General features: G+C 38.8%; 10 protein-coding genes. All 10 read left to right on the top strand.

Features of this window, described 5'->3' with window-relative positions; genetic code table 11:
* Window position 1: 1 nt before the first annotated feature.
* Window positions 2–1,120, top strand: coding sequence for an ABC transporter ATP-binding protein (locus tag CXF79_RS19580; protein ID WP_101157338.1), 1,119 nt, complete (start codon window positions 2–4; stop codon window positions 1,118–1,120).
* Window positions 1,117–1,983, top strand: a complete 867-nt coding sequence (locus tag CXF79_RS19575; protein WP_101157337.1) for a carbohydrate ABC transporter permease — start codon at window positions 1,117–1,119, stop codon at window positions 1,981–1,983. The genes CXF79_RS19580 and CXF79_RS19575 overlap by 4 nt, the downstream gene beginning before the upstream one ends.
* Window positions 1,984–1,993: 10 nt before the next feature.
* Window positions 1,994–2,800 carry a carbohydrate ABC transporter permease gene (locus CXF79_RS19570; RefSeq protein WP_101157335.1) on the top strand — a complete coding sequence of 269 codons (807 nt, stop codon included), beginning with the start codon at window positions 1,994–1,996 and terminating at the stop codon, window positions 2,798–2,800.
* 20 nt (window positions 2,801–2,820) lie between these two features.
* Window positions 2,821–3,093: a DUF2160 domain-containing protein gene (locus CXF79_RS19565; RefSeq protein ID WP_101157332.1), complete on the top strand. Its 273-nt coding sequence runs from the start codon at window positions 2,821–2,823 to the stop codon at window positions 3,091–3,093.
* A 326-nt stretch (window positions 3,094–3,419) separates the two neighbouring features.
* Window positions 3,420–5,084, top strand: coding sequence for an ABC transporter substrate-binding protein (locus tag CXF79_RS19560; protein WP_442871906.1), 1,665 nt, complete (start codon window positions 3,420–3,422; stop codon window positions 5,082–5,084).
* Window positions 5,085–5,226: 142 nt separating this feature from the next.
* Complete coding sequence (locus CXF79_RS19555) at window positions 5,227–6,402, top strand: porin (RefSeq protein WP_232769257.1); 1,176 nt, start codon at window positions 5,227–5,229, stop codon at window positions 6,400–6,402.
* Window positions 6,403–6,719: 317 nt separating this feature from the next.
* A complete protein-coding gene (locus CXF79_RS19550) occupies window positions 6,720–8,708 on the top strand; it encodes a methyl-accepting chemotaxis protein (RefSeq protein WP_101157328.1) in 1,989 nt (662 codons plus the stop codon).
* 238 nt (window positions 8,709–8,946) lie between these two features.
* Window positions 8,947–10,569 (top strand): glycerol-3-phosphate dehydrogenase/oxidase, encoded by a 1,623-nt coding sequence (locus CXF79_RS19545; RefSeq protein ID WP_101157327.1) that lies wholly within the window; start codon window positions 8,947–8,949, stop codon window positions 10,567–10,569.
* A gap of 135 nt (window positions 10,570–10,704) precedes the next feature.
* Window positions 10,705–11,793 carry a class II fructose-bisphosphate aldolase gene (gene fbaA, locus CXF79_RS19540; protein ID WP_101157325.1) on the top strand — a complete coding sequence of 363 codons (1,089 nt, stop codon included), beginning with the start codon at window positions 10,705–10,707 and terminating at the stop codon, window positions 11,791–11,793.
* The gene (locus CXF79_RS19535) at window positions 11,790–12,767 is read left to right on the top strand and encodes a class 1 fructose-bisphosphatase (RefSeq protein WP_101157323.1); all 978 of its coding nucleotides are present in this window, start codon (window positions 11,790–11,792) and stop codon (window positions 12,765–12,767) included. The genes fbaA and CXF79_RS19535 overlap by 4 nt, the downstream gene beginning before the upstream one ends.
* Window positions 12,768–12,810 lie beyond the last annotated feature (43 nt).

Genomic DNA, 12,810 nt, shown 5'->3' with positions numbered 1-12,810 from the left:
CATGGCTGAAATACATTTAAAATCGTTGGCCCATAGCTACAGTAAGGATCCAAGTAAACCTTCTGATTATGCTATTAGAGAAATGGACCATATCTGGGAACATGGCGGTGCCTATGCACTTCTTGGACCATCAGGTTGTGGTAAAAGTACTTTATTAAATATTATGTCGGGGCTCCTTTCTCCTTCTGAAGGTCAGGTACTTTTTGATGGTCTTGAAGTAAATAATATTCCACCTGAAGATCGTAATATTGCACAAGTGTTCCAGTTTCCAGTTATTTATGATTCGATGACTGTTTATGATAACTTGGCTTTTCCACTGCGCAATATGAAAACTCCCGAAGTTAAGGTACAAAGTAGAGTACATGAAATTGCTGAAGCGCTTGAATTAACACCTTTGTTAAAGCGTAATGCCAGTAACCTCACCGCCGATGAAAAACAAAAAGTTTCAATGGGTCGTGGTTTAGTTCGTAGTGACGTGTCAGCGATATTGTTTGATGAACCGTTAACGGTTATTGATCCACAATTAAAATGGAAGTTGCGTCGAAAATTAAAGCAAATTCATGAGCAATTCAATATTACCATGGTATATGTAACCCATGATCAATTAGAAGCGTCGACATTTGCTGAAAAAATTGCCGTGATGTACGGCGGACAAATTGTTCAGTTTGGTACGCCTCGCGAATTATTTGAACGTCCTAATCACGCTTTTGTCGGTTACTTTATTGGTAGCCCAGGCATGAACTTGATTGAAGTGCAACGCAGCTCTTCCGGTGTAAAATTCAACAACACACAAATAAACCTTGAACCAGAAATGGTTAAATTACTTGCACAAATGCCAAGCAATAATTTAAAGGTAGGTATTCGCCCTGAGTTTATCCATATATGGGATGAGCCTAATAATGATGCTTATTGTTGTGACCTCCTACATGTTGAAGATCTAGGTACATACAAAATACTTAACTTGAAATTAGACGGGCAACAATTAAAAGTTCGTCTTGACGAAGACCGTAAAGTACCTAAAGGCGAAGTTTATATTAGTTTCCCTGATCAATGGTTGAAACTTTATGTTGATGAGTTTTTGGTAGAAGTGGCTGTCGAGCTAGAAGGAGCAAACGCATGAACAAGGTAACCAATAATAAAGCATGGTTTCTTGTATTACCGGTATTTCTACTGGTAGCCTTTTCGGCAATCGTGCCGATAATGACCGTAGTTAACTACTCGGTACAAGATATATTTGACCAAAATACAGCCTATTTTGTTGGCGCCGAATGGTACCGCGAAATGTTGCGCAGCCCGCGCTTACTTGACTCACTACTACGACAATTTAGTTATTCTTTTTCTGTTTTGTTGATTGAAATTCCACTCGGTATTGCTGTTGCGTTAATGATGCCAGCAAAAGGTAGGATGGCATCTGTGGCTTTAATACTCGTTGCTATCCCGTTATTAATTCCATGGAACGTCGTTGGCACCATCTGGCAAACGTTTAGCCGTGCCGATATAGGTTTATTCGGCTGGGCAGTAAATGCTTTAGGTATTGATTATAACTATGCTTCTAATGCAAGTGATGCATGGTTCACCGTACTATTAATGGATGTTTGGCACTGGACATCATTAATTGCCTTACTGTGTTATTCAGGCTTGCGAGCTATACCAGAAGCCTTCTATCAAGCAGCGCGTATCGATCGTGCATCAAGCTGGGCAATATTTCGTTACATTCAATTACCTCGTTTGAAAAGTGTATTGGTTATCGGTGTATTACTACGATTTATGGATAGCTTTATGATCTATACCGAACCCTTTGTTTTAACCGGTGGCGGACCAGGTAACTCAACCACTTTCTTAAGCCAAGCGTTAACTAAAATGGCAATTGGTCAATTTGATTTGGGACCTGCTGCTGCTTTCTCACTGATTTATTATTTAATTGTTTTATTGGTATGTTATATGTTTTTCACCGTAATTAACCTACAAGACAAGGCAAAATAAGGAGTAATCTATGCAAATAAATAAACGTAAAACCCTAGGCATGACCACTTACTTATTGTTTTTATTAGTGCCCATCTATTGGCTACTGAATATGTCATTTAAGAAAAATGATGAAATACTTGGTGCAATGACTTTGTGGCCAACTAACTTTACTTTTGATAACTATATCACCATATTTAGCGATCCAAGTTGGTACATGGGGTATGTCAACTCTATGATCTATGTTTCTATGAATATGGTCATCACTTTAATAGTCGCACTTCCAGCCGCGTATGCTTTTAGTCGCTATAAATTTGTGGGTGATAAACATTTATTCTTTTGGCTATTAACTAATCGTATGGCTCCACCTGCGGTGTTCTTATTGCCTTTCTTTCAACTTTATTCGTCAGTAGGTTTGTTTGATACCCATATCGCGGTAGCTCTTGCCCATTGCTTATTTACTGTGCCATTAGCGGTATGGATTTTAGAAGGCTTTATCTCTGGTGTACCCCGTGAAGTTGATGAAACTGCTTTTATCGATGGCTATAGTTTTCCACGATTCTTTATTCGTATCTTTTTACCTATGATTAGTTCAGGTATCGGTGTTACGGCGTTCTTTTGTTTTATGTTTTCTTGGGTGGAGTTATTACTGGCGAAAACGTTGACGTCAGTTGATGCAAAACCTATTGCGGCAATTATGACTCGAACCGTTGGCGCTGCAGGTATTGATTGGGGCTTATTAGCCGCCGCGGGTATTTTAACTATCATCCCAGGAATATTGGTGATTTATTTTGTACGAAATCATGTAGCCAAGGGTTTCGCCTTGGGACGTGTGTAAGACATTTTAGGAGATATATTATGAGTTGGATGGCGTGGACTGGATTAACAGCAACATTTTTTAGTGTTATCGCAGTCATATTAGTATGCATGACAGTGTATGAAATTAAAGTTCCTTGTACTGAGCGTAAAGGTTTTTTACCGATAAGTACCACTCGAGGGGATAGACTCTTTATTGGCTTATTAACAAGTGCTTATATTCATTTGGCCTTTCTGGCCGTGACTGAATTAAGTTTGATGATTGCTTTAGCATTGTCAGTTATTTGGTTAGCAATATTGTTGCGTTGGGGGTAAAGAAGCAGATTTAAACGAGTAATGTTGTTGAGGAAAAATATTGCTCGTTAAAAGTTAAATGTATCGGATAGGTTTTAAAATTCGATACGTTTAAGGGCTTGGGGACCAGATTCAATTAACTATCATTAACTGAATCTAGTTATCAAGTCGACCTGTTGGGTAATACCAACAATAGTTCTGGAAGCATGAACAAGGTAGAAGTTGAAACATGCTTCCAGTGATTTATCACAATCTAAAATTAAACTAAAATTAAAATGAGATACATCATGAGAAAGTATAAATTAAAGAAGATTGTTTTACTAGGCGCTGCTATGTCAGTCGCCGGGATGACTCTGCCTGCGCTAGCAGATCAAGCTGCAGCCAACAAATGGTTAGACACTGAATTTACCCAGTCAACACTGAGTAAAAAGCAACAACTTGCAGAGCTTAAATGGTTTATGGAGGCAGCAAAATCATTTAAAGGTATGGAAATTAATGTCGCGTCTGAAACCATAGCAACACATACCTATGAATCAAAGGTATTGGCTAAGGCATTCGAAGAAATCACCGGCATTAAGGTTAATCATGACTTAATCCAAGAAGGTGATGTGGTTGAGAAATTACAAACTCAAATGCAATCTGGTCGTAATATCTATGATGCCTACATCAATGATTCAGATTTAATTGGTACGCATTTTCGCTACGGTAAAGTTGTTGCCATTTCAGACATGATTGAAAATGAAGCAGCTGATTATACTCTACCTACATTAGATATTGACGATTTTATTGGCTTAGATTTTACTACTGGCCCTGATGGAAAATTATATCAGTTACCCGATCAACAGTTTGCCAACTTATACTGGTTTCGTGCCGATTGGTTTGCCCGTGAAGACCTAAAAAAGGCATTTAAATCTCGTTATGGTTACGCACTAGGTGTACCTGAGAATTGGTCTGCCTATGAAGATATTGCCGATTTTTTTACTAACCATGTTAAGAATATTGATGGTGAACGTGTTTACGGACATATGGATTACGGTAAAAAAGATCCTTCACTAGGCTGGCGTTTCACTGATGCTTGGTTCTCAATGGCTGGCGCAGGTGATAAAGGTTTACCTAATGGCTTACCTGTTGATGAATGGGGTATTCGAGTTGAAGGTTGTCGCCCTGTAGGTTCAAGCGTATCACGTGGCGGAGCGACCAATGGTCCAGCAGCTGTGTATGCGACAACTAAATACGTTGATTGGCTAAATGATTATGCGCCACCACAAGCCCAAGGCATGACTTTCTCTGAAGCAGGTCCAGTGCCTTCACAAGGTAATATTGCTCAGCAAATCTTTTGGTATACCGCGTTTACTGCCAGCATGACTGATAAAGGCTTAGCAGTAGTTAACGAAGATGGTACTCCTAAATGGCGTATGGCTCCTTCTCCTAAAGGTCCTTATTGGGAAGAAGGTATGAAACTAGGCTATCAAGATACAGGTGCTTGGACTTTCATGAAATCAACACCAGAAAAACGTCGTTTAGCCGCATGGTTATATGCTCAGTTTACTGTGTCTAAAACTGTTTCATTAAAGAAAACATTAGTAGGTTTAACACCTATTCGTGAGTCTGACTTGAATTCTCAAGCGATGACAGACGCAGCACCAATGTTGGGTGGACTGGTTGAATTTTACCGTAGCCCTGCACGTGAAAACTGGACACCAACTGGAACGAATGTACCAGACTATCCTAAATTGTCTCAACTTTGGTGGCAGAACATTGCTGAAGCGGCAAGTGGTGAGAAAACTCCTCAACAAGCACTTGATAGTTTAGCTGCTGCACAAGATAAGGTTATGCAACGTTTAGAGCGTGCTAATGTTCAAGGTGAATGTGGTCCGAAACTGAATAAACAGAGTGATCCTAGCTACTGGTTAAATAAACCAGGAGCACCAAAGGCTAAGCTTAGTAATGAGAAGCCACAAGGTAAAACAATTGCCTATGATGACTTACTTAAAAGCTGGAAAGCTGAATAACTAAACCGTAATCCTTCGTAAAATGGTTATCCAGCCCTGAGACATTTCTCAGGGCGCGGATAAGGCTATGTAAATTTTATACAAAAAACTAAAAAATAAAATTTATTTTGTAAACTAAATACTAATTTTAGGGTGTAACAGTATGAAAACATTTAATAATTTTAAAAACACAAAAAAAATGACTAAAATAAACAGTGCTATTGGTTTAGCCGTAGTAACTATGGCGATGTCAAATCCTGTTAATGCAGCAGTTGCTATCGAAAGTGTTGAAGGTTGGGAAACGAGTATCAGTGGTTCTATTCCTGTTTTTGTAGTTAGCTCTGATCATGAAGGTGAAGAAAAAGCTTTTCGAGTTCAATCAGGCTTTAATCCTGCTAACTTAAATTTTCACGTAGCAGCACCAAAACTGGATAATGGCATAACGGTTTCAGGTCATTTTCAAATAGACACACATTTACAAGGTAGTGGTGTGCAAAATAGCGGCTTATTCGAAAGCCGTGTTGCAAATATTCAAATTGCAGGTGATTTTGGTACTGTTGTTGTTGGTAAAGATTTTGGTGTATTTAATAGTTCAGCTATTGGTGATATTGCCAGCCAAGGTGGCGTAGGTTGGTTAGGTGGCGGTGCTGATACTGGTAATGCTACAGGAGGACGTATAGGTACAGGTTATGTTTATGCCAATTTCAATCCTCAAGTGAAATTTGTTTCAAATGATTACAATGGTTTATCATTTAAAGTAGCAATGATTAACCCTGAAGAGCCACAAGACTCACAAGGTGCTAGCATTGAAACAGATTCACCACGCTTCGAAGGGCAAGCTAATTATGCAATGAAGTTTAATGCGGGTGGTATTAAGTTATGGGCTGGATTCATACAACAGAATGTCTCAGTGTTAGGCGCGAACTCTTTTGATTATGATATGCAAGGCTTCGATGTTGGTACTCATCTTGATTTAGGTGATTTTGGTATAACATTGTCATTTACAGATACTACCGGTATTGGTGCTGATGGCCTATACGGATTCGGTGGGATCAATGATGCTGATGTCGATGCCACTCAATGGTATGTTGAAGCTGATTATGTCTTTGATAAAACTACCGTTGGCATCAGTTACGGTGAAGGACACCAAGATAGTCGTGCTGCTGATGCGAATAAAGGCCTTGATGCCGTAGCAGAAGTAGACAATGAACTTTCAATGTTATTTGTTCATTATCAAATGTCACCAGAATTTCGTTTAGTTGCTGAACTGCAAGATTATAAGTCAGATGTTCAAGCTAATTACGATGCTATTGTGCTTGGTTTTCAGTACGACTTTTAAGTAAGGACGGCCATACAGGAGAATTTGCTTTTACTGTATGGTTTTTTGGTTGATTTGACACTTGAGATTCTTCCCACAGTTTCTTAAGTTGTCAGGCAACTTTTGGAAATGAACAGAGGGGTTGCCTTTCTAGGTTGGCAATATATGCACTACTTTCTGTTCTGCTTTGCCTGCGCTATTTGCGCAGGCCTTTTTAGCTTAATACTATTGAAATAAAGATCTATTGTATTCCGAAATAAACTTCGAATTAATAATAGCAGAGATTGGCTTGTGAACCTGACTTGGAACTAATTCAATTTTGCTGTGAGGTAATATAAATGAACTTTTTACGAAATTTATCAATTCGCTATAAATTACTTGCGCTTACGTTAATACCATTACTACTAGCTCTGGTTGTTATTTTTAATATGTTGTCAAAAAATTATCAAGTCTTCGCTGATATGCAACAAGCGCAAGAGTTAGAGGCATTGAACACTGTTGCTAGCAAGTTAATTCATGAATTACAGAAGGAAAGTGGTTTTTCTATAGGATACTTGAGTGCTAAAGGTAAAAAATTCTCCACAGATTTAACTGAGCAAATCGCTAGCACTAAGCAGCAATTATTTGATTATCAAGCCGTAGCGAATCAATTCAATACGACAGACAATAGTCCGCAACTGACCAGTTTAATTTCATCGATCGATCAACAATTTGTGATGCTTGCTAATATTCGTATTGGCGTTAAAGAACAAAATATCCCTAGTAATGAAATAGTTCAATACTACATCAAACTTAATAGTTCATTACTGGCAATAAGTCGCTTAATTTCAACCTTCATAGACGATCAGCAGATAAGTCGTCAAATGAATGCCTATTTATATCTATTACAAAATAAAGAGTTAGCGGGAATTGAGCGTGCTGTATTGACACAGGCTTTTGCGGCGAAGAAACCCACTATTGAAGTGTATAATCATTTTGTTAGTTTATTAGCAGAGCAAGACGTTTACATGACATTATTTCTTGATATAGCGAACGAAGAGCAAGAAAAACTACTTAATAACACGCTTGAAGGAGATGCTGTTATGGAAGTTGAACGCATACGTAAGACCGTATTGAAACACAAAAAACGTTTACGCATCAATGCCAACTATTGGTTTGCGAATGCTTCTACACGGATAGACAAACTAAAAACACTGGAAAATATAATGGCTAATAAATTAACTGAATCTATTGTAAATGCAAAAAATATTGCGTATTCGAAGTTATTGCAACTTGCAATCATTGCAATGGTTGCATTAGTGGTTAGCTTAGCAATAAGTATTTATTTACTACGACAAATAGGTGGGCAGATCCGTACACTGTCGCAGGCAATGATAAAGGTTCAGCAGCATTCAGACCTTACTTCGAATGCAGAAGTAAAAAGTGGAGATGAACTCGGTATGCTTGCCAATAACTTTAATCAAATGGTTGCTCATTTAGGTGATTTAACAGGTAATGTTAGAAATGCAAGTGAGCAATTAAGCCAAACGGTTGGGGAAATACAACAGGTTATATTGACCGTTGATAAGGAAGTGAGTAGTGGTTTAGATCAGGCTGATCAAGTGGTAGTCGCGGTAAATGAATTAGACGCAACCGTGCAAGACGTTGCATCTAATTGTTCTGGCACTGCAGATAAGTCCAAATCTACTCATGATGCAGCTCTTCAAGGCGAGTTATTGGTTAACCAAGCAAATGACTCTATTGATAAACTTTCCGATGAAATAAATAAATCTAAAGTTATTATTCAGCTGGTGGCTGAGGATAGCAATGAAATTGGTAGTATTTTAGATGTGATAAATAGTGTAGCTCAACAAACTAATTTATTGGCATTGAATGCTGCAATAGAAGCAGCACGAGCCGGAGAGCAAGGACGAGGTTTTGCTGTTGTTGCCGATGAAGTTCGTTCTTTAGCGCATAAAACCTCAGAATCAACTTCTCGCATTCAAGAGATGATCGAACAATTACAAAACCGTAGTCAGCAAGGGGTTCAAGCCATGCTCAGTAGTCAAGAGTGTGCTAATACCACCGTTGATGGTTTTAGTGGTGTGTCTGAGCAATTAAAAAATATAACCTTTCAATCATCTGAATTAAGTGACATGAATTTGCAGAATGCCGCTGCAACGGAAGAGCAATCAGCCACGGTAGATGAAGTTAATCGTAATATAGCTAACATCCAGCAGAGCTACCTTAGTACCAATAAAAATGCGTATAAATTAAAGGAGACAGCTGAAAATTTAGATTCTGTAGCGAGACAGTTAATGGATGAAGTTAGTCGTTTTGTCGTTTAGACACATTTAATTTTCATAGTGTTATCACCAATAAAGAGCTGTTCTAATCTATACGTTCACCTTCAGCTGCAATGATAAAGGTTCCGCAGTATTCAGACCTTACTGCTAACGCTGAGGTAGGAGGTAAAGATGTTAAACCTACCTGATACACCTTTATGGTTATCCACCTGAACCATTGTGTTAATAACATTACCAACACAGAAGAAGTGCATTAATAAAATAAGGATAAAGGAATAACATGAATAACCTTAGAGCAAATAATATCAGCAAACTACCGAATGAGATCTTTGATGTATTGGTTATCGGTGGTGGCATTAATGGTGCAGTGTCTGCCGCCGCCCTTGCTGCTAAAGGGGTCAAAGTTGCTTTGATTGATAAAGGCGATTTTGCGGGTTTCACTAGCTCGAACTCTTCCAATTTGGCTTGGGGCGGGATTAAATACCTAGAGAGTTATGAATATAACTTGGTCAACAAGTTGTGCAAAAGTCGTAATCACTTGATGCGAAATTATCCTTCTTCGGTTAAAGAAGTTCGATTCTTAACCAGTATTCAAAAGGGCTTTCGTTTTCCACCTTTTCTGGTTTTTCTCGGTACTGCCTTATATTGGTCTATTGGCCGTTTTTTTACTCAAAAGCCCATTTATCTCACAGCATCAAAAATTAAATCGATGGAAAATGTAATTAATACTTCGTCGGTAAATGGCGGCTTTGAGTACTCTGACTGTTATTTGCCTGACAACGACGCCCGTTTTACTTTTAATTTTATTCGCTCTAGCATGAGTTATGGCTGCATAGCCGCAAATTATGTAGAGTCGCTAGGCTCAACCAAAGAAGACGATATTTGGATAACCAACGCCTGTGATACGGTTAGCGGTGAACAGTTAACGATCCGCTCAAAAACAATAATTAATGCCTGCGGACCTTTTGTTGACCCACTTAATAAGGTCAACAAAGAGCATACTGAGCATCATCACCTATTTTCAAAAGGGATCCATTTAATCGTCGATAAGGTCACCGAGAGTAAAAAAATACTAACCTTTTTTGCTGACGATGGCAGACTGTTTTTTGTAATCCCTATGGGGCCTAAGACCTGTATTGGCACCACAGACACACAGGTCGAAAGCCCTTATGCATATGTTACCGACGATGATCGACAGTTCGTATTAGACAATGCGAACAAGCTATTAATGTTGGATAAGATATTAACCAAAGACCATGTGATTGCTGAACGATGTGGCGTAAGACCCCTAGCTATTAAAGGCAAAGGAGGCAAAGCCGACTGGGTTCAGCTGTCGCGTAAGCATGCCATTGATATTAATGCTGACGCACGATATATGTCAATATTCGGTGGTAAACTTACCGATTGTATTAATGTTGGCGACGAAGTAGCTAGCATTGTGAAAAGCTTTGGCATAGAGCTGCCACATGCTAAACACAAGTGGTATGGTGAACCCGATGAAGCGACTAAGCGGGAGTTCATGCACAGAGCAGAACTAATGGGACTCGATGAATTAACCCCTGTATCATCTTCTGAGCCCCTAACAACAAGATTCTGGCGCCGTTATGGTCGTAATGCTATTAATATGTTGGAAAGCATCCGTGAGAACCCAGAAAAGGCGGAGTTGTTGATAGAAAATTCAGAATATTTACGGGTTGAAATCGAACATGCCGCGCAGCGAGAAATGGTAACTAAGTTAGACGATTTTTTACGCCGTCGTTCTAAAATCTCTCTGGTAGTACCGGAGTCAGATATTCTTAACGCGCCGGGTCTGAAAGAGGCTTGCCAGATTTTGTTTGGCGATCAGGCAGATGAAAAATTACAGGAATATAAGGATATGATTCTGGCAAAAAATAACAACTAGACAATACGCACTTTCGCATATATATCGGCCGCAAGCGACCGAGCTCTAAACAAGTCTAGCTAGTCTGAATGAGTTTCTTTACGATCTAATTCTACAAGCTGGTCTTGAACATATTTCCCAACATACGGATTATTAATGACCAATTTAACGAATTTAGTACCGCCTGGTGTTGTTAGTGGAGAAAATTTAAATACATTGTATCGTGTTGCTCGTGAGCAAAGTTATGCTTTTCCAGCAGTAAATGTTGTTAGTACCAACTCGATTAACGCAGCCCTTGAAGCGGCTTATCAATGTCAATCACCTATTATTATTCAGTTGTCGCACGGTGGCGCAGCATTTTTTCTGGGTAAAGGCGCTCCATTAAAAGATCATCAACCATCAATTTTTGGTGCTATTGCTGCTGCACATTATGTACATGCGGCTGCAAAACATTATGGTATACCAGTTGTTCTTCACACAGATCATGCAGCTAAAAAATTATTACCTTGGATTGATGGCTTATTAGACGCAGGACAAGCGTATTATAATTTACATGGCAAGCCGTTATTTAGCTCGCATATGTTAGATTTATCAGAAGAAAGCTTAACTGAAAATATTGAGACTTGTCAGCAGTATTTAGCGCGTATGTCAAAACTAGATATGGGGATAGAAATTGAGCTTGGCTGCACTGGTGGCGAAGAAGATGGGGTTGATAATACAGAGCTTGATGCGTCATTACTTTATACCCAACCCGAAGATGTTGCTTATGCTTACGAGCAATTAAGCCAAGTGAGTAATTCATTCACCATTGCGGCTTCATTTGGCAATGTACATGGCGTTTATAAGCCCGGTAATGTTCAATTAACGCCAAAAATATTGAAAAAATCTCAAGCTTTTGTTTCACAAAAATATAGTTTAGGTCATAACACTTTGAACTTTGTTTTTCACGGAGGCTCTGGCTCAGCACCATCTGAAATTACTGAAGCTATCGGCTATGGCGTGATAAAAATGAATATTGATACCGACACACAGTGGGCAAGCTGGGAAGGGGTTTCTAATTATTATAAAGAAAATAAAGAATACCTTCAAAGCCAAATTGGTAACCCCAATGGTGACGATAGTCCAAACAAAAAATACTACGACCCACGTGTGTGGTTACGTAAAGTAGAGCAGTCTATGGCCGAGCGTTTAGCGCTTTCGTTTAAAGAACTTAATTGCCTTGATAGGTATAAGGAAGAAGTATGAAGCGTTTAATTCCATGTTTAGAGCAAGACAATGTCGAAATTGAATTGATCTTGTTAATCAAAACGATATTAACGGCTTGTAAAGAAATTTCATTCAGAGTGGGTCAAGGTGCATTGTCGAATGTACTTGGCTCTACGTTAGATGAGAATATTCAAGGTGAAACTCAAAAGAAATTGGACATCATAAGTAACCAGTTACTTAAAGACATGTTATTAGAAAGTGGCAAAGTAAGAACTATCGCGTCTGAAGAAGAAGACTATGTTGTTGCTGCAACTGAAGGTGCACCTTATATTGTTGCTTTTGACCCACTTGATGGCTCTTCAAATATTGATATTAATGGTCAGATAGGCACAATTTTTACTATATATCGTGCAAAAGATGATGTATCTGCAGGTAGTGAATCGCAATTTTCACAAAAAGGCACTGAGCAAGTTTGTGCAGGCTACGTTTTATATGGCCCATCTACTATGTTGGCGATGACAACCGGTGGACCATCTCGTTTATATACTTTAGACAAAACGCAGGGTTGTTATTTACTAACCACGGAACAAATGGGCATCCCGATAGAAACACAAGAATTTGCTGTAAATATGTCTAACTTCAATCAATGGTCATCAGGGTTCACTCATTATATCAATGACCTTATTTTGGGTGATGAGGGGACGCGAGCTAAGAAATTTAACATGCGTTGGAATGGAGCAATGGTTGGTGATGTACATCGTGTATTGTCTCGTGGCGGAATTTTTTGTTATCCGAATGATATTAAAAAACCTGAACAACCGGCTAAATTACGTTTGTTGTATGAAGCAAATCCATTGGCAATGTTAGTTGAAAATGCCAATGGTAAAGCCTTTACAGAGCAAGAACGTATCTTAGATATTGAACCGTCTCATATTCATCAACGTGTTGCTGTGATTATGGGATCGACTCAAGAAGTAGATGAATGCTTAGAATATTTAAAAACTGGTATTTAACAAGTAAATAAAAAGGTTAATGCTTGAACCTTTAAATAAAGTT

Origin of the sequence: Colwellia sp. Bg11-28 (genome assembly GCF_002836245.1) — a bacterium.
Classification (GTDB): domain Bacteria; phylum Pseudomonadota; class Gammaproteobacteria; order Enterobacterales; family Alteromonadaceae; genus Colwellia; species Colwellia psychrerythraea_A.
Note: the sequence above shows the minus strand (reverse complement) of the source record. Positions and strands in the feature narration are given on the sequence as shown.

Coding starts and splice junctions, on each gene's coding strand:
- CXF79_RS19580 (WP_101157338.1), top strand. CDS start 2: ATGGCTGAAATACATTTAAAATCGTTGGCCCATAGCTACAGTAAGGAT.
- CXF79_RS19575 (WP_101157337.1), top strand. CDS start 1,117: ATGAACAAGGTAACCAATAATAAAGCATGGTTTCTTGTATTACCGGTA.
- CXF79_RS19570 (WP_101157335.1), top strand. CDS start 1,994: ATGCAAATAAATAAACGTAAAACCCTAGGCATGACCACTTACTTATTG.
- CXF79_RS19565 (WP_101157332.1), top strand. CDS start 2,821: ATGAGTTGGATGGCGTGGACTGGATTAACAGCAACATTTTTTAGTGTT.
- CXF79_RS19560 (WP_442871906.1), top strand. CDS start 3,420: ATGACTCTGCCTGCGCTAGCAGATCAAGCTGCAGCCAACAAATGGTTA.
- CXF79_RS19555 (WP_232769257.1), top strand. CDS start 5,227: ATGAAAACATTTAATAATTTTAAAAACACAAAAAAAATGACTAAAATA.
- CXF79_RS19550 (WP_101157328.1), top strand. CDS start 6,720: ATGAACTTTTTACGAAATTTATCAATTCGCTATAAATTACTTGCGCTT.
- CXF79_RS19545 (WP_101157327.1), top strand. CDS start 8,947: ATGAATAACCTTAGAGCAAATAATATCAGCAAACTACCGAATGAGATC.
- fbaA (WP_101157325.1), top strand. CDS start 10,705: ATGACCAATTTAACGAATTTAGTACCGCCTGGTGTTGTTAGTGGAGAA.
- CXF79_RS19535 (WP_101157323.1), top strand. CDS start 11,790: ATGAAGCGTTTAATTCCATGTTTAGAGCAAGACAATGTCGAAATTGAA.